This is a genomic window from uncultured Planktomarina sp., assembly GCA_943788425.1.
GTDB lineage: Bacteria > Pseudomonadota > Alphaproteobacteria > Rhodobacterales > Rhodobacteraceae > Planktomarina.
This window is the reverse complement of sequence record CALSQF010000001.1, coordinates 374,269-391,551: the sequence shown is the minus strand read 5'-3', so window position 1 is coordinate 391,551 and position 17,283 is coordinate 374,269. Positions and strand designations below refer to the sequence as shown.

Here is a 17,283-nt window from a genome sequence, read left to right as displayed (position 1 = left end):
GTTTGAGAGCGTAGATTCAAAAATTTGTTAATAAATGGTTAATTTTTGGATTTATTTGCGAAAGAGATTTTGTGGTATCCGAAAGTACGTCAGACCAGCCGCAGGTTTTGTACTTTCTGTAGCTTAGACAATATTAGGAGACGATAATGACACATCCGGTCGACATACATGTCGGACAACGTGTGCGACAAAGGCGCTGCCTGTTAGGAATGACCCAACAGCAATTGGCCGAACAAGTAGGTATTAAATTTCAATAAGTTCAAAAGTATTAAACTGGCGCCAACCGGGTCAGCTCATCGAGGCTTGGGGATATTTCAGAAGTCATGGAAGTCCCGGTGAGTTTTTCTTTGAAGGTCTTGCGGAGATTGATGGCGACACAGCGCGCAAGAAAAATAATTTGGGAGATAAAAAGCCTTAGAATTGTTCCGCTGCTATTACGCCATCCCAAAGGACCAGCGCAAACGCCTGTTTGATTTGGCGCGGGTCTTGAGCCAAGCGGCTTGATAGCTTCTATTCCGGCTGGGAGGATTACTTGACCAAGTGGGGCACCTCCTCCTAGATAGGCCGACTTATGAAAGAAGGCCGTATGACCGATCAGACGCCCAGCCCGGAAGCTATATTATCTCTTGCCTCGCAGTTGGCTGATGGGGCGGCCGAACACACACTCAAGTGGTTTCGCGCCCCGGCATTGGTGACGCAAAATAAGTGGGCGGAAGGGTTTGATCCGGTCACCGAGGCCGACAAAGCGGCGGAGCTTGCCATGCGTTCAATCTTAAAAGAGCAGCGGCCCGAGGATTCCGTGATTGGCGAAGAGTCGCAGGACACATTTGGCACATCTGGTCTGTCTTGGGTGCTTGACCCGATTGATGGCACCCGCGGTTATGTCAGTGGCACGCCCACCTGGGGCACTTTGATTGCCTTGAATGATGGCCACGAGCCGATTTTTGGCATGATTGATCAGCCCTACATAGGCGAGCGATTTGTCGGTGGGCTTGGGATGGCCTTTATGGAGCGCCATGGGATCAGAACCTCGCTGGCCACGCGCAAGACGCGGCATTTGTCTCAAGCGAAGATCTTCACCACCTTTCCAGAGGTCGGCAGCCCCCTTGAGGCTGAGGCCTTCCACACCCTGGCTGAGCAGTGTCAGTTGACCCGCTACGGCATGGATTGCTACGCCTATGCGCTTTTGGCTGCGGGGCAGATCGATTTGGTGATTGAGGCCGGCTTGAACGCCTATGATATCCAAGCCCCTATGGCGCTTGTGCAAGCGGCAGGTGGGGTGGTCAGTGATTGGCGTGGCGGCAATCCGATGAACGGAGGCAGATGTCTGTGCGCGGCGACGCCGGAGCTGCATGCGGCTGCTTTGGACATTTTGCGCGAGGTGCCGCTTGGCTGATACGCTTATTCAAAACGCCGGCTTGGTGCTGACGATGGATGAGATGCGGCGGGCTGTCCCGTCGGGGGATGTGTTGATGCGCGATGGGCGCATTGTGGCGGTGGGGCGTGATCTACCGACGACGGGCTGCACTGTGGTGAATGCAGCGGGCTGTTTGGTCACGCCCGGATTGGTCAATACCCATCACCATCTGTATCAAACCATGACCCGCGCGGTGCCCGCTGGGCAAGACGCCGCACTTTTTGGCTGGCTACAAGCGCTCTATCCAATTTGGGCGGCCATGCGCCCGGATGACTTTTTTGTCTCCGCTCAAGTAGGGATGGCGGAACTTCTTTTGTCGGGTTGCACAACTACGTCAGATCACCTGTATCTCTATCCTAATGGAACGCGACTGGAAAATACGATTCACGCCGCGCAAGAGATCGGCATGCGGTTTCACCCCACACGGGGGGCTATGAGCATAGGTGAAAGCGCCGGAGGCCTGCCGCCAGATGGTTTGGTCGAGCGGGAGGCCGATATTCTCGAGGACATGATCCGTGTCATCGATGGCTTTCACGATCCGCGCCCCGGCTCTATGTGCCGGGTTGGGGTGGCGCCCTGCTCGCCTTTTTCTGTCAGCCGCGAATTGATGCGCGATGCCGCGCTCTTGGCCCGTGACAAAGGGGTGATGATGCACACCCATTTGGCGGAAAATGACGAAGACATTGCCTATAGTTTGGAAAAATTTGGGATGCGCCCCGGGCAATATGCCGAAGAGTTGGGCTGGACCGGGCCGGATGTTTGGCATGCGCATTGCGTCAAGCTCGATGCGAAGGAAATCGCGCTGTTTGCGCGGACGCAAACCGGGGTTGCTCATTGCCCCTGTTCCAACTGCCGTTTGGCCTCGGGCATTGCGCCGGTACGGGCGATGCGAGATGCGCGCGTGCCGGTCGGGCTTGGGGTCGACGGATCGGCTTCGAATGATGCAGGCAACCTGATGGCCGAAGCGCGCCAGACGCTGTTGCTGCAACGGCTGGCCTATGGCGCCGGTGCAATGTCACCGGGCGAGGCGCTTGAGATCGCCACTTTGGGTGGGGCTCAGGTTTTGGGCCGCGAGGATTGCGGCGCATTGGCGCCCGGAAAATGTGCTGATGCGGTGATTTGGGATATGGGTGATGTAAATGCTGCCGGAAATTGGGACCCCGCAGCAATCCTTTTGGCTGGGCCAACTTTGGCACGCGACGTTTTTGTCAACGGCCAGCAGGTGGTCGCAGAGGGGCGCATCACCACGCTGGATCAACGCGCCTTGGCCCGCCGGCAAAATCTACAGATGCGTGCGCTGCAGGAGCGCGCCTAGGCCTGCCTGCGTTCTCTGTTAAAGACCTCTGCATGACGAGATTTCAACACGAAATGAGGGCAGCGCCGGCCTGGGCGGGCGCATATGTCTGGTGGTGAAATTACTGCAAAATTTGAGCAATAACCATATATACAAGTATATTGAGATGGTGAATGCGCCTGCCGGGGGGCAGGCAGGCGCAACCCGGTGTTGCCACCGGGCAAAGTGTTTTGGCTTGGCGGTTGGGTTACGCAGAGGTTTTCCTAGACTGGAACGCCCGCGACCCAGACTTGCCGAATGGCCCGGTCATCGCCCATCATGATCGTGGGAAACAGGCTCTCCCAAAAATCATTGGCATGCTCATAGCGCTGGGCGATTGCAGTCGTTGAGCTCAGGTTGAGAATACAAAGGTCTGCTTCGGCACCTGCGCCCAGATGACCGATGGTGCCAGACAGGTGCAGCGCTTTCGCCGACCCTTCAGAGGCCAGCCACATAAGCTGCGCTGGATGCAGCGCTTGACCGCGCAATTGCGCCACCTCATAGGCCGCCGCCATGGTGCGCAGCACGGAGAAATTGGATCCACCTCCGATATCGGTGGCCAGTCCCATGTTCACCCCTGCCTGGGCCAGGCCCATAAGGTCAAAAAGACCCGATCCGATAAAGGTGTTGGAGGTTGGGCAATGCACCACAGAGGCGCCGACTTCGGCCAATTGGTCGATCTCGCGCGGCTCAAGATGGATGGCATGACCGTAAAGGCCGCGCGGGCCCAGCAGGTCGAATTGCGCATAGGTCTCGAGATAGTCGCGTGCCTCTGGAAACAGGCTGTGCACCCAGGCGATTTCTTCAGTTTGCTCGGACAGGTGAGTTTGCATCAAGCAGTCTGGACGTTCTTGCCACAGCCCGCCTAAGGCGGCGAGCTGCTCGGGGGTTGATGTCGGTGAAAACCGGGGGGTGATGGCATAGCTCAAGCGGTCGCGCCCATGCCATGTATCGATCAAATCTTTGCTGTCATCATAAGCCGATTGCGCCGTGTCGATCAGGCCGTCTGGCGCATTGCGATCCATACAGGTCTTGCCGCCCACCACTCGCATTCCGCGCGCCTGGGCTGCCTCAAAATAGGCGGTGACAGACACAGGGGCGGAGGTGCAATAGCTGGCCATGGTCGTCGTGCCATGACTGAGGGCAATGTCGAGATAGCGACCAGCAATCTTGGCGGCGTAATCGGGATCTGCCAGACGCATTTCCTCGGGAAATGTATAGCTGTTCAACCAGTCAATCAATCGCTTGCCCCAGCTGGCGATGATGGCGGTTTGCGGATAGTGCACATGCGCATCGACAAAGCCCGGAACAATTAAATCCGCGCCATAATCGACAATTTTGGCCCCAGGATGGGCTTGGCAGAGCGCCGCACGCGCGCCCACCTCAGCAATTTGTCCACCCCGCAGCAATACAGCACCATCTCGCCTGTGCGTGGTGACCTCCTGCCAGGGCGCCTGGAAGGGATCACCGCTGAAACAAAGGGTTTGTCCGAGGAGAAGTGTGTCGGTCATTAAAAGCAGTCCAAAAATTCTTTTATCTGGCTATATCTTGTCATATGAAATGAGACTTCGTAAAGGCAGGTATGACAGGTCTTTATGAAACCTCCGTCGAGCCAAGCGATGTTTTGGATGCCCAAAGGGTCTCTGATGTGCGTGGGGCGGTGGAACATGAAGACGCGCAGCGGCTCCACACGCTGCTCGACCCTTTGCATCCGGCTGATATTGCTGATCTTTTAGAGCAGGTGAGCGACTCCATTCGTGCGGGGATCTTGCGCCTGTGGAAAGACGGCATTGATGGCGATGTTTTGTCGGAGCTAGACGATAGCATCCGCGAAGATATCATCGATGGGCTGGACGCGGCCGAGTTGGCCGTTGCGGTGCGCGATTTGGACTCCGACGATGTGGTGGATCTGCTCGAAGATCTCGACGAGCCGCAACAAGAGGCCATCCTCGGCGCATTGGATGATGCGGAACGGGTTGTTGTCGAGCAATCCCTGTCTTTTCCAGAGGAATCGGCCGGCCGTTTGATGCAACGCGAAGTTGTCATGGCGCCAGAGCATTGGAACGTGGGCCAAGCGATTGATTACCTGCGCCGGCAAGAAGATTTACCCGAACAGTTTTACCATATGATCCTCATCGACCCGCGTCTGCGTCCCACGGGCTATGTCACACTTGGCAAGCTTTTGGGCACCAAGCGCGCCACGCCGATGCTTGAGATTGCCGAAGACAGTTTTCGCACCATTCCGGTCGATCAGCCGGAAAAAGATGTGGCCTATGCCTTTAATCAATATCATCTCATCTCTGCCCCGGTTGTGGACGCCGATGATCGACTTGTCGGCGTGATCACCATTGATGACGCGATGATCGTGCTCGATGAGGAATATGAAGAGGATATGATGCGTCTGGCGGGGGTCGGGGAGGGCTCGCTGTCGGACAGTGTATTGGACACCACACGGGGTCGTTTGCCCTGGTTGGCAGTGAACTTGGCAACGGCGATTATTGCCTCTTTGGTCATTTCTATGTTCGAAGCCACGATTGCGCAATTTGTGGCGCTGGCGGTTTTGATGCCGATTGTCGCATCGATGGGTGGCAATGCCGGAACGCAGTCGCTCACCGTGGCCGTGCGGGCCATTGCGACCAAGGATTTGACGACCTCCAATGTCTGGCGGGTTATCCGCCGGGAAGTCCTGGTGGGGCTTCTCAATGGCATGATCTTTGCGCTGGTTTTGGGTTTCGTCGGATATTTCTGGTTTGGTTCTTCGATCATTGGTTGGGTCTTGGCGCTGGCCATGGTGCTCAATATGGTCGTGGCAGGGCTGGCCGGCACGGTGATCCCGGTGGTGCTCGAGAAAATTGGCATCGACCCGGCTTTGGCTTCGGGTGCCTTTGTGACCACTGTGACCGATGTGGTCGGCTTTTTCGCCTTTCTGGGGCTTGCTGCCTGGATGTTGTTGTGAGTTCAGAGGCGCAAAAGATGGAGGCACGGCGCGCGGCTTTTGCCCGGCGCAAACAGGCCCATGCGGCGCAAAGCGGGGCAAGCGCTGGTGTATTGTCGGATGTTTTGGCCGGTTATCGCGGCGCGCCCGTGGCAGGCTTCATGCCCATCGGTACGGAGATTGACCCGTCCCCGGCTTTGGCAGAGGGCCTCAGCTCATGGACCGGTCGGCCTGCCGGTGATTGAAGCGGCTGGGGCGCCTTTGCGTTTTGCCCTCTATACACCCGGCATGCAAATGGTGGAGGGGGCGTTTAAGGCGCTGATTCCGGTTGAACGCACATGGATGGTGCCAGAAATTGTGATCGTGCCGCTTGTGGCTTGGGATGCGCAGGGCGGGCGTCTGGGCTATGGCGGCGGGTTTTATGACCGCACGCTGGAGGGGCTGCGGGCCCGTGGGCCGGTATTGGCCATTGGCTTTGCGTTCAACGCGCAACAGGCGGAGGCGCTGCCCTTAGAGCCCACGGATCAACCGCTTGATATGATTGTGACGGAAGACCGGATCGTGCAATTTTCCAGCTAATCCAAGGCTTGGCTCGGCGGCTGGGTTTTGCAGACGTCTTTAGGGAAAAATGCGGTTTTTTGGCGTGGGTGGCCTACTGGGTTGCGGGCGGCTTCAAATTTCATATGCTCTAAAAAACTGAGGGTCTTGGCAAGAGCTGACCCAAGCCCGGCGGCATATCGGGCTGGACAGCATTTGCAGCACCTCTGGTTCAACGTTCTTTGGGAGGAGATCTGATCATGACGGGCAACGCGGCGCATTGGTTTGTGGATCGGCACATCGTAGAGGGGCGCGGCGCGAAAACCGCATTTGAGGAAGCTTGGGAGGGCGGGCGGCAGCTGACCTATGGGGCGCTGGCCGAGGGCGCGGGGCAGGTGGCCGATGCGTTGACGCGCTCTGGCATTTGCCGAGAAGCACGCGCGGCGATGTTCGTGCTCGATCAAATCGAGTTTCCACTGATTTTTTGGGGAGCGCTCAAGGCTGGTGTTGTGCCGGTTGCCCTCAACACATTGTTGTCCAGTGAAGTCTACACCGCCATTCTGCGCGACAGCCGTGCTGAGATTGCCTTTGTTTCGCAAGAGCTCTGGGACATGGTGTGGCCTGCGTTGCAAGCATCGCCGTATCTGCGCCAGATTGTTGTGATCGGCCCAGAAGCGCCAGAAGGAACCCTGGCTTGGGAGGTCTTTGTGGCCGGAACCACACCCGCAGAAACGCTGGAGTGTTCTGGTGATGAAATCGCATTTTGGCTTTATTCATCGGGTTCAACCGGGGCACCGAAGGGCGTCCGGCACGTGCATTCCGCATTGCGCCAGACTTGCGAAACATTCGCCAAGCAGGTTTTAGATATTCAGGAGAACGACAAGGTATTTTCGGCTGCCAAGTTGTTTTTTGCCTATGGGCTGGGCAATGGCATGTCTTTTCCCATGTCGGTTGGGGCTACCAGTGTCTTGTTTAATGGCCGGCCGACGCCGGACACCGTCAGCCATATTTTAGCGACCTATCAACCGACGGTTTACTGCGGTGTGCCGACGCTCTTTGCCGCGCTGCTGCACAAATGGGAGACCGACGGGGCGCCGCCTCAAGTGCCGCTGCGCTGCTGCACCTCAGCTGGAGAGGCATTGCCAGAAGAGATTGGCCGCAAGTGGCGTGACCTTATGGGCCTCGATATTATTGATGGGGTCGGGTCAACGGAAATGTTGCATATTTTCCTCGCCAACCGGCCCGGAGATGTGCAGTATGGAACATCGGGCACGGCGGTTCCGGGCTATGACGTTCGGCTTGTGGATGAGGATGGCGCCGAAGTCGGCGCTGGCGTGGTCGGGGAGCTTTTGGTCCGTGGTGGATCTGCTGCGGCCGATTATTGGAACCAACGCGACAAAACCCGACGAACTTTCGAAGGGGAATGGACCCGCACGGGTGACAAATACGAACGTAGCGCGGCGGGCCGCTACATTTATTGTGGGCGCACAGATGATATGTTTAAGGTATCAGGTATCTGGGTCAGCCCATTTGAGATTGAACAGGCGCTTGTTGCGTTTCCAGCGGTGTTGGAGGCCGCTGTGGTGGCCCATCGAGATGAGGATGAGTTGGAAAAACCCAAGGCCTTTGTCGTGCTTAAACCTGGGTATGGAGCGCAGGAGCTGGAGGGCATACGCGCGTTTATTAAAGAAAAAATCGGGAAGTGGAAGTATCCGCGTTGGATCGAGATCATTGATGACTTGCCGAAAACCGCAACGGGTAAAATCCAACGCTTCAAACTGCGCGGCCGCTCGTGAGTGACCGATGGGCCGATGCGGGACTTTTCGAGGCGGGGGGCAATTGTCTGGAATATAGCTGCTTCGGGCCAGCGCCTGGTCAGGCTCCAACCTTGGTGTTGCTGCATGAGGGGTTGGGGTCACGCGATCTTTGGCGTGATTTTCCCAAGCGTCTCAATGCTACGACGGGCTGGGGGGTCTGCACCTATTCTCGGGCGGGCTATGGTGGCTCTGAGCCGGCTGCTTTGCCGCGCCCATTGGATTATATGACCCATGAGGCGCGCGTGGTATTGCCTGAAGTTCTGCACGCCATAGGATTTGAACGCGGCCTTTTGATCGGCCACAGTGACGGGGCCACGATTGCTGCGATTTACGCGGGGACAGTGCACGATCCGCGGCTGCGCGGCCTTGTGACCATCGCGCCGCATTTTTTTACTGAAGAGATTGGTCTGACGGAAATTGCGCGGGCGAAACAGGCCTTTGAATGCGGAGACTTGCGGTCTCGTTTGGCGAAATATCACCGTGATCCCGACAATTGTTTTCGCGGCTGGAATGACGTTTGGCTGCATCCAGAGTTTAAAGATTGGAATGTTTCAGACGTGCTTGATGAGATACGCGTGCCGGTTTTGGCCATTCAAGGGCAAGAGGACCAATATGGCACATTGGCACAAATCGATGAAATTGAACGCCGCTGCCCCGCGCCAGCCCGACGGGTTGTTCTGCCCGATTGCGAGCATGATCCCTGCTATGAGCGGCCAGATCGGGTTTTGACAGAGCTAACGCGGTTTTGTGCGGATTTGGAGCCTGACGTGGTCCGGCCAGGTGCTGGATCTTGACTCGAGCGGATCGAGACTTGCCGGAGCATGCCTATGTTCCGGGACAGACGCCACGCCATGTTGAGGGGCGGTTCGCACTCATATGCGCAACGGCACGCCAGGGCATGAGCCCAGCCCAATTGGCGCAAAGCGAGGCCTTTTGTACGGGACTGCATTATTTAGGGCGCGGATATTTTTGGGAAGCTCATGAGCTGTTTGAGCCTGTCTGGATGGCGCTGGAGGAGGGGAGTGATGACCGCCGGTTTCTTCAGGCCTTGATCCAGCTCGCCAATGCGCAGCTTAAGCTCAAGATGCAAAGGCCTAAGGCCGCGAGACGTCTGTGCATGATGGTGCGCGATTTGTTGACAATGTTGACTGCAACGCGGCTCATGGGCCAAGAAATTTCTCAGATTGTCGAATGTTTGGAGACTGTAGAATCTAATGTTGAAGATGTATTATAGTGCATAAATAACAGAAAATAGAATTTATTATTTGTAAATTATTGAAATTGAATATATAATTTTATGTTCTATTATGCATGATAACGTTTACCTGCCCCGATTTCTGCTTTAGCCTACTTGCATACCATAGAAGGGCTTCGCGCATGACCCAAATCATCGATTTTCGGACTGATCCGGCTCAATACCGACATTGGCGCGTTACCTACCATGGGGATGTTGTCAATTTGATCATGGATGTGGATGAGACGGCCGGATTATTTGAAGGCTATGAGCTTAAATTGAATTCCTATGATCTCGGGGTGGATATCGAGCTGAACGACATCGTCCAGCGGATGCGGTTTGAACATCCTGAGGTGAAGGTTGTGGTGATGCAATCGGGCAAAGAGAAAGTCTTTTGCGCCGGAGCAAATATTCGCATGCTGGGTGGAGCGACACATAGCCACAAAGTCAATTTCTGCAAATTCACCAATGAAACACGCAACGCTTATGAGGCGGCTGAGGCCGATAGTGGCCAAAAATATATTGCAGCCATCAAAGGGGCCTGTGCTGGCGGGGGCTATGAGCTGGCACTGGCGTGCAACTATATTATGCTGACCGACGACAGCAGTTCGGCCGTCGGATTGCCCGAAGTGCCATTGCTGGCAGTTTTGCCAGGCACGGGTGGTCTGACCCGCATTACCGACAAGCGCAAAATGCGCCGAGATTTGGCGGATATTTTTTGCTCGATCGAAGAGGGTGTGAAGGGTAAGCGCGCCAAAGATTGGCGTTTGGTTGATGAGGTCATTGCTAATTCTAAATTTGACCAAACCGTTCAGGAGCGCGCCTCAGAATTTGCCTTCGCGTCTGACAAAGCCAAAACGTCTCAGGGAATTTCACTGGGTGCGATTGAGCGGCAGATCACCGAAGACCGCATGGTTTATGAGCATATTGAAGTGACTTTGGATCGCCCGCATCGCCGGGCGGAGATCACACTCAAAGGCCCAACAGCCCCAGCGCCAACCGATATGGCAGCGCTGCAAGCGCAGGGCGATCAAGCCTATATATTGAAGCTCTGCCGCGAGCTTGAGGATGCGATTTTGCACCTGCGGTTTAATGAGATGAATCTCGGGCTTTGGGTGTTTAAATCCCAAGGCGATGGCGCGGCGTTTCTGGCCCATGAGGCGGTGATTGCGGCGAGCGATCACTGGCTGGCGGTTGAAATGCGTCATTACTGGAAGCGTACGCTTAAGCGGATCGATGTGACCTCGCGCTCATTGGCGGCCTTTGTGGAAAATGGTTCTTGTTTTGTCGGGCTTTTGTCGGAAATACTCTTTGCCGTGGATCGAACCTATATGATGGAGGGGGAGTTCGAAGATGATGCGCGGCCCGAGGCAGAAATATGCCTATCGGCCACGAATTTCGGCGGGGTCCCCATGGGCAATGATTTGACCAGGTTGCAAACACGGTTTCTGGGCGAGCCTGAGCGTGTAGAGCAAGCACAGGCCATGATCGACGTGCCGCTCGCCGCGGTGCAGGCCGATGCCCTGGGCCTGGTGACAATGATCCTTGATGACATTGATTGGGAGGACGAGCTGCGCATTTTCATGGAAGAACGCGCCAGTTTTTCTCCTGACGCTATGACGGGGATGGAGGCCAATTTGCGATTTGCCGGTCCAGAGACCATGGAAACACGCATTTTTGGTCGGCTGACGGCTTGGCAAAATTGGATATTCAATCGTCCAAATGCGGTGGGCCAAGAGGGCGCTTTGCAACGGTATGGCACGGGCTTGCGCGGAAATTTTGATATGGAACGGGTATAAACGCCCATGAATGCTCACCGTAGGGCCATGCGCCACTGCTGGGTTTGATCAACAGGAGATAGAAATGCTGGATCTAATAAACGTCAACTATGACACGATGATACCCAACAACGTGGGCCTGTCTGAGGATCGCAAGGTTCTCAAAGCGTTGGAAAAATGGCATCCGGGTTATATCAATTGGTGGAATGATCTAATCCCGCAGAATTTTCAAGACAGCATGGTGTATCTGCGCACAGCGGTCAGCGTGGATCCAAAGGGTTGGGCCAAGTTTGATTATGTAAAAATGCCAGAATACCGCTGGGGTGTACTCTTGGCTCCGCAAGTGGAAGATCGCGTGATCCCGATGGGGGAGCATGCCGGGCAGCCTGCCTGGCAAGAGGTGCCCGGTGAGTATCGCAATATGCTCAAGCGCTTGATCGTGATCCAAGGCGATACGGAGCCGGGATCTGTGGAACAACAGCGATTTCTCGGCCTCACGGCGCCATCACTTTATGACATGCGCAACCTGTTTCAGGTGAATGTGGAGGAGGGGCGTCACCTCTGGGCGATGGTCTATCTGTTGCAAAAATATTTTGGCAAAGACGGGCGCGAAGAGGCGGATGACTTGCTGCGCCGTTCGTCAGGTTCGGAGGAAGCGCCGCGCATGCTGGGGGCCTTCAATGAGGAGACACCAGATTGGCTGTCGTTTTTCATGTTCACCTATTTCACCGACCGCGATGGCAAGATGCAGCTGGAAAGCCTGGCGCAATCAGGTTTTGATCCACTCAGCCGCACGTGCCGCTTTATGCTTACCGAGGAAGCCCATCACATGTTCGTTGGCGAGACTGGTGTGGGCCGTGTGGTGCAGGCCACCTGCGAGGCGATGAATAAAGCCGGGATCACAGATCCCTATGACATCGGTAAGGTGCGGGATCTGGGCGTGATTGATCTGCCGACCATCCAAAAAAAGCTCAATCTGCATTATTCATTGTCGCTGGATCTGTTTGGTCAAGAAGTCTCGACCAATGCGGCCAATGCCTTCAATTCCGGCATCAAAGGCCGCTATATGGAGCAGCGGATTCAAGACGACCACCAGCTCAAACATGACAGCTACACCGTGCGTAGCATCGTCGATGGCCAGATTGTTGCCCAAGAGGTTCCGGCGCTGACCGCCATAAATATGCGTTTGCGGGATGATTATATCCGCGATGCCTCTGGCGGAATTGGTCGGTGGAACAAACTCATTGCCAAGACAGGAATTGAGTTTGAACTGGCTTTGCCGCATGAGGCCTTCCACCGTCAAATAGGCGTCTTTGCTGCGATCAAAGCCAACCCGGCAGGTGATGTGATTTCCCAAGCAGAGTGGGAGGCGCAGGCGGGAGAATGGCTGCCGACCAAGGAGGATGGCGCCTATATTCAATCACTGATGGTGCCTTGTTTTGAGCCTGGCAAATTCGCACCTTGGATCGCAGCGCCCAAGGTGGGCATCGACAACAAGCCTGGTGACTTTGAATATGTCAAGTTGCACATGGCCTGAGACCTGGTTGCGACCGGCACGGAAGGAACCGATATGAACACGCCGCTCAAACAACATCTGATCGATCCAGAGATCTGCATCCGCTGTTACACCTGCGAGATGACCTGCCCGCTTGGGGCGATTGAACATGATGACAACAATGTGGTGGTCAATGCGGATCTGTGTAATTTTTGCATGGATTGCATTCCCGTTTGCCCCACAGGCTCCATTGACGAATGGCGGGTGGTTGAAACGCCCTACACGCTTGAGGCGCAATATGAGTGGGAGGAGCTGCCTGACCAGGAAAAGCTGGCCGCCCCAGTGGATCCTGCGGACGGACAAGAGGGAGAGCAAGACCCGATCGCCGCGCTTCTGGCCGAGGCGCAAAAAGGCGCGGGTGGTCGGGCGGTGGCGCCCGTCTCTGCCGCAAAACCAACCGTGAATCTTTACAATCTTAGTCATCCCGTTGAGGCGGTGGTGCAGGGCAATTATCCGTTGACCCAAGATCCAGAGCACGATGTCCGCCATATCATCCTAGACTTCCAAGGCCGGCCCTTTCCGGTGCTTGAGGGCCAATCTTTGGGCATTCTTGCCCCTGGCGAGGATTCCGAAGGCAAGGCGCATTTGCCCCGGCTCTATTCTGTGTCAAGCCCGCAGGACGGCGAGCGGCCAGGGTATCACAATGTGTCTTTGACCGTGAAGCGCGAGGCACAGGGTGTGTGCTCCAACTACATCTGTGATTTGCAGCCCGGTGACCGGGTGAATGTCACCGGGCCTTTTGGCGCCACCTTCTTGATGCCTGCAGATCAAGAGGCGCGCTTGTTGATGATTTGCACAGGCACGGGTTCGGCGCCGATGCGGGCTTTCACAATGGCCCGGCAACGCCGCGTCGGCCCGAAAGATGGGGGTATGGTCATGTTCTTTGGCGCGCGGACGCCCGAAAGCCTGCCCTATTTCGGCCCGCTCAACAAATTGCCCGAGTCTCTTTTGCAAAAGCACCTCAGCTATAGCCGCGTTGCGGGTGGACCGCGGGAATATGTGCAAGATCGTATGCTACAGGCGCGGGATCTGGTAGCCGGGATGCTGCAAGATGGCCAGACCCATGTTTACATTTGTGGCTTGAAGGAAATGGAAGCGGGCGTGGAGGCGGCCTTCGAGGAGATTGCCCAAGGCTTTGGAGGCAACTGGCCTGATCTGCGCGACACCCTGCGTGAAGCTGGACGCTATCATGTCGAAACCTACTGAGATGGACCCGCGCCCCATTGGCGCAATTTGTCATAAAATCAATGTGACATGGGGTGATTGTGATCCAGCGCGCATCGTCTATACGGGCCGCCTGCCATGGTTTGCACTGGACGCAATTAATGGCTGGTGGGAAGCCCAGTTGGGCGGTGATGGCTGGTTCCAGCTTGAAGTTGAGCGCAATTTAGGAACGCCTTTCGTGCGGCTGGAAATGGATTTTGTCCGCCCGGTCACACCCCGCCATCCGTTGCTTTGCTATGTATGGCCCGAGGCTTTGGGGGAGACGTCGATCACCTTCTGCGTCGATGGCGAACAAGAGGGACAGCGGTGTTTTTCTAGTCGGTCGGTGCAGGTATTCGTCACCTCAGACGCCTTTAAGAAATGCACCCCGCCAATAGATTTGCGTAAAATTGTTCTGAGCGCCATCCCGGAGCCGGCCCGATGAGGATTCAACACAGCGCGGGTCTTGCTCCAGCAGGCGCTGCGGCGGAGCTCGATCAGCAAAGCGCAGCGCTTTTGCGCAGTTTGGGTACGCGCCTGCGGCAGATGCGCAAATCGAAAGGGTTCAGCCGTCGCAGCCTGTCAGAGCGCTCTGGAGTGTCACCACGGTATTTGGCAAAGATTGAGGCGGGAGATGGCAATATCTCTATCGGCCTCTTGATCAAACTGGCAGCGGCGCTGGAGCAGCCGATTGAGCATTTTTTGATGGCGGATGCTGTGTTTCATTTTGACTTGCCGCATGTCTCGCAGCTTTATGCGCGCGCAGATGCCTCTGTGCGCGCGCGGGTCTTACAGGTGCTGGATCCTGAGCGCATGCGGCTGCAAAAAGCGCAGCGTCTCTGTTTGGTGGGCCTGCGGGGGGCGGGTAAATCAACCCTGGGTGCACGGGTGGCTAAGGTGTTCGGGGCGCCGTTTATTGAGTTGAACCGGGAGATTGAAAAGAATGCCGGCATGGCGCTTGGAGAGATTATCGCCCTTTACGGGCAAGAAGGCTATCGCCAGCTTGAGGCCGATACATTGACCGGCATAATTGAGGGGCACAAACGCGCCATTGTTGCCGTTGCGGGCGGCATAGTGTCTGAGGAAGGCAGCTTTTATCACGTGCTGTCGCGCTTTCATACGGTGTGGCTCAAAGCTTCCGCTTCGGAGCATATGGAACGCGTGCGGGCGCAAGGCGATGTACGCCCCATGCAGGACAATCCACAGGCGATGATTCAATTGCGGCAAATTTTGAGGTCGCGCGAGGCGCTCTATACGCGGTCTGATCACGTTTTGGACACCAGCGGTAAGTCGGTGGAGCAAAGCCAGATCGAATTGTCCCAGCTTATTGAGGGCTGCCAAATTCTAAATCCTCGTGCGGTGTAAGATGCGCGCCGCTTGTTCATATTCTTAGGGAGGCTTCCGATGCAGGTGACCATGCGCAGTGAAAATCATGTTGGCTATGTGACTTTGAGCAATCCGCCGGTGAACGCCATCGGCCAGGTCCTTCGCATGGGTCTTCTTGAGGCGGTGCGTTGGGCTGAACGGGGCAGGTTGGACAGGGTTATTGTCTCGGGTGCCGGGGGTATTTTCGCAGCTGGCGCGGATGCGAAAGAATTTGACGCCGCGCCGCAAGAGCCGCATTTGCCGGAGGTTTTGAATGCGATTGATGAAAGCTTCGTGCCGTGGATTGCGGCCATTGAGGGCGTGGCCTTAGGCGGTGGCGCAGAGATTGCCATGGCCTGTCGCATGCGCATCATGGCGCCGGGCGCGCGCATTGGCCTGCCGGAAGTAACGCTTGGGGTTATTCCGGGCGCTGGTTGTACCGCGCGGTTGCCGCGGCTGGTAGGACTTCAAAAAGCCGTTGAGATGATCACCACAGGAAAGCCCATCGGGGCGCAGGCGGCCTGCTCTGTGGGATTGGTCCATACGGTGGAAGATGATCCGATTGAGGCGGCCTTCTTGGTTAACAGTGAAGCGCTGGGCTGCATTGTTCCCACTTGGGAGTATCATGCGCCCGCGCATGACGCTGATCTGTTCCGCATGGCTCGCGAAAATCTACAGGCGAAAATGCCAGGGCAAGAGGCGCCTGTGCGGGCGCTTGAGGTGATCGAGGCAGGGCTTGCACTGCCGTTTCATGCGGCCTTGGCATATGAACGCCGAGTGTTTTTGGAGCTAAAAACTGGATCGCAATCTAAGGCCCTGCGACATCTGTTCTTTGCGCAGCGGGCCGCGAAAGCGCCGGCGCATTTGAAGGGCGCTGCGTTGGAGGTGCTGCACGCCGCAGTGGTGGGAGGCGGCACGATGGGCGCGGGGATCGCATATGCGCTTTTATCATCAGGCTTGCAGGTGACAATTCTGGAGGCCGATGCCGCCGGTTTGAAACGTGCTGAAGACAATATTGGCAAAATCATCGAAGCCAGTTTGACGCGCGGTATGATAGATGCCGCTCGTGCTGCGGATCTTCGCAGTCGGTTGACGCTTAGCACGCAGTATAGCCAGGCCGCCACGGCGCAATTGGCGATTGAGGCCGCGTTTGAAGATATGGCGGTGAAACAGGAAATTTTGGGCAAATTAGATGCGGTGCTGTCCGCTGATGCCGTATTGGCCACCAATACATCCTATTTGGATATCAATGAGATGGCGGCGCCGCTTATGGACCCCACGCGTGTCATTGGCCTACATTTTTTCGCACCGGCCCATATCATGAAATTATTGGAAATTGTCCAAGGGGCACAGAGCAGTGATCGGGCGATTGCCACAGGTTATGCTTTGGCGAAACGCTTAGGCAAGGTACCGGTGCGCGCGGGGGTGTGCGACGGATTTATCGGCAACCGCATTTTAGCGCGCTATCGTGAGGCGGCCGACACGGTCTTTATGGATGGCTCAACCCCCTGGGAGGTGGACGACGCCATGGTCGAATTTGGGTATGCCATGGGGCCCTATGAAGCGCAGGATTTGTCGGGTTTGGATATCGCTTATGCCAATCGGCAACGTCAGGCGCCGACTCGCGATCCAAACCGGCGTTATATCCCCATCGCCGATCGAATGATTGAGTTGGGGAAATTGGGGCGTAAGACAAGTGCGGGTTGGTATCGCTACCCCGGGGGTGGGGGCAAGGTGGAGGATCCCATTGTGGCTGACTTGGCCATAGAGGAGGCACATTTTTCTGGCATAACGCGCACCGATTACTCCAGCCAGGAAATGCGCCAAAGGCTTGTTTTGGCTATGATAAACGAGGCGGCCGATATTTTGGATGCTGGCATTGCGCAATCGGCCGGTGATATTGATCTGGTCACAGTTTTTGGTTACGGTTTCCCACGTTGGCGTGGTGGGTTGATGCATTATGCGGACAGTCTTGGGGTTGAAACAATCGTGGCGCAGCTTGAGATTTTGGCACAGGAGGATCCAATCGCCTGGAAGGTCTCGCCTTTACTCAGCCGCTGTGCGGATGCGGGTCAATCTCTGGCAGAGGCCCGGCCGATGCGTTGAGCC

Annotated in this window: 13 protein-coding genes and 2 pseudogenes; 14 read left to right on the top strand and 1 reads right to left on the bottom strand. The window is 56.1% G+C overall.

From position 1 onward, the window contains the following. The first annotated feature begins 146 nt into the window (after nt 1-146). From ABLW18_RS01895 to ABLW18_RS01885, 3 genes and pseudogenes are all read left to right on the top strand, one after another. Nucleotides 147-504 (top strand): annotated as a pseudogene (locus ABLW18_RS01895) (helix-turn-helix transcriptional regulator). 82 nt (nt 505-586) lie between these two features. Then, nucleotides 587-1,396, top strand: a complete 810-nt coding sequence (locus ABLW18_RS01890) for an inositol monophosphatase family protein (RefSeq protein WP_347823189.1) — start codon at nt 587-589, stop codon at nt 1,394-1,396. Further along, entirely contained in the window at nt 1,389-2,732 is a 1,344-nt protein-coding gene (locus tag ABLW18_RS01885; RefSeq protein ID WP_347823188.1) for an 8-oxoguanine deaminase, read from the top strand. The genes ABLW18_RS01890 and ABLW18_RS01885 overlap by 8 nt, the downstream gene beginning before the upstream one ends. Before the next feature lie 242 nt (nt 2,733-2,974). Here the strand turns inward: ABLW18_RS01885 and guaD are convergent, their stop codons facing one another. Further along, nucleotides 2,975-4,261, bottom strand: a complete 1,287-nt coding sequence (gene guaD, locus ABLW18_RS01880) for a guanine deaminase (protein WP_347823187.1) — start codon at nt 4,259-4,261, stop codon at nt 2,975-2,977. A gap of 71 nt (nt 4,262-4,332) precedes the next feature. On the opposite strand from guaD, the gene mgtE reads away from it, so the two are divergent. The 11 genes and pseudogenes from mgtE to ABLW18_RS01825 all read left to right on the top strand — a co-directional run bounded on the left by mgtE (nt 4,333) and on the right by ABLW18_RS01825 (nt 17,280). Next, a complete protein-coding gene (mgtE, locus tag ABLW18_RS01875; RefSeq protein ID WP_347823186.1) occupies nt 4,333-5,706 on the top strand; it encodes a magnesium transporter in 1,374 nt (457 codons plus the stop codon). A gap of 17 nt (nt 5,707-5,723) precedes the next feature. Next, nucleotides 5,724-6,264: pseudogene (locus tag ABLW18_RS01870) on the top strand (5-formyltetrahydrofolate cyclo-ligase). Nucleotides 6,265-6,482: 218 nt separating this feature from the next. After that, entirely contained in the window at nt 6,483-8,018 is a 1,536-nt protein-coding gene (locus ABLW18_RS01865; RefSeq protein ID WP_347823185.1) for a benzoate-CoA ligase family protein, read from the top strand. After that, complete coding sequence (locus ABLW18_RS01860; protein ID WP_347823184.1) at nt 8,015-8,833, top strand: alpha/beta hydrolase; 819 nt, start codon at nt 8,015-8,017, stop codon at nt 8,831-8,833. Before ABLW18_RS01865 ends, ABLW18_RS01860 begins: the two co-directional genes overlap by 4 nt. Then, entirely contained in the window at nt 8,830-9,273 is a 444-nt protein-coding gene (locus tag ABLW18_RS01855) for a DUF309 domain-containing protein (protein WP_347823183.1), read from the top strand. Before ABLW18_RS01860 ends, ABLW18_RS01855 begins: the two co-directional genes overlap by 4 nt. 143 nt (nt 9,274-9,416) lie before the next feature. After that, nucleotides 9,417-11,072 carry a 2,3-epoxybenzoyl-CoA dihydrolase gene (boxC, locus tag ABLW18_RS01850; protein ID WP_347823182.1) on the top strand — a complete coding sequence of 552 codons (1,656 nt, stop codon included), beginning with the start codon at nt 9,417-9,419 and terminating at the stop codon, nt 11,070-11,072. Nucleotides 11,073-11,136: 64 nt separating this feature from the next. Then, a complete protein-coding gene (gene boxB, locus ABLW18_RS01845) occupies nt 11,137-12,588 on the top strand; it encodes a benzoyl-CoA 2,3-epoxidase subunit BoxB (protein ID WP_347823181.1) in 1,452 nt (483 codons plus the stop codon). Nucleotides 12,589-12,621: 33 nt separating this feature from the next. Further along, nucleotides 12,622-13,812 carry a benzoyl-CoA 2,3-epoxidase subunit BoxA gene (gene boxA, locus ABLW18_RS01840; RefSeq protein ID WP_347823180.1) on the top strand — a complete coding sequence of 397 codons (1,191 nt, stop codon included), beginning with the start codon at nt 12,622-12,624 and terminating at the stop codon, nt 13,810-13,812. Then, entirely contained in the window at nt 13,796-14,254 is a 459-nt protein-coding gene (locus ABLW18_RS01835) for an acyl-CoA thioesterase (RefSeq protein WP_347823179.1), read from the top strand. Before boxA ends, ABLW18_RS01835 begins: the two co-directional genes overlap by 17 nt. Next, nucleotides 14,251-15,174 (top strand): helix-turn-helix transcriptional regulator, encoded by a 924-nt coding sequence (locus ABLW18_RS01830; protein ID WP_347823178.1) that lies wholly within the window; start codon nt 14,251-14,253, stop codon nt 15,172-15,174. Before ABLW18_RS01835 ends, ABLW18_RS01830 begins: the two co-directional genes overlap by 4 nt. 39 nt (nt 15,175-15,213) lie before the next feature. After that, nucleotides 15,214-17,280 carry an FAD-dependent oxidoreductase gene (locus tag ABLW18_RS01825; protein ID WP_347823177.1) on the top strand — a complete coding sequence of 689 codons (2,067 nt, stop codon included), beginning with the start codon at nt 15,214-15,216 and terminating at the stop codon, nt 17,278-17,280. The last annotated feature ends 3 nt before the right edge of the window (nt 17,281-17,283 follow it).

Bases quoted from the DNA above. Each gene is read 5' to 3' on its own strand.
- ABLW18_RS01890 (WP_347823189.1), top strand. From the start codon at position 587: ATGACCGATCAGACGCCCAGCCCGGAAGCTATATTATCTCTTGCCTCG.
- guaD (WP_347823187.1), bottom strand. From the start codon at position 4,261: ATGACCGACACACTTCTCCTCGGACAAACCCTTTGTTTCAGCGGTGAT.
- mgtE (WP_347823186.1), top strand. From the start codon at position 4,333: ATGACAGGTCTTTATGAAACCTCCGTCGAGCCAAGCGATGTTTTGGAT.
- ABLW18_RS01865 (WP_347823185.1), top strand. From the start codon at position 6,483: ATGACGGGCAACGCGGCGCATTGGTTTGTGGATCGGCACATCGTAGAG.
- boxC (WP_347823182.1), top strand. From the start codon at position 9,417: ATGACCCAAATCATCGATTTTCGGACTGATCCGGCTCAATACCGACAT.
- boxB (WP_347823181.1), top strand. From the start codon at position 11,137: ATGCTGGATCTAATAAACGTCAACTATGACACGATGATACCCAACAAC.
- boxA (WP_347823180.1), top strand. From the start codon at position 12,622: ATGAACACGCCGCTCAAACAACATCTGATCGATCCAGAGATCTGCATC.
- ABLW18_RS01835 (WP_347823179.1), top strand. From the start codon at position 13,796: ATGTCGAAACCTACTGAGATGGACCCGCGCCCCATTGGCGCAATTTGT.
- ABLW18_RS01830 (WP_347823178.1), top strand. From the start codon at position 14,251: ATGAGGATTCAACACAGCGCGGGTCTTGCTCCAGCAGGCGCTGCGGCG.
- ABLW18_RS01825 (WP_347823177.1), top strand. From the start codon at position 15,214: ATGCAGGTGACCATGCGCAGTGAAAATCATGTTGGCTATGTGACTTTG.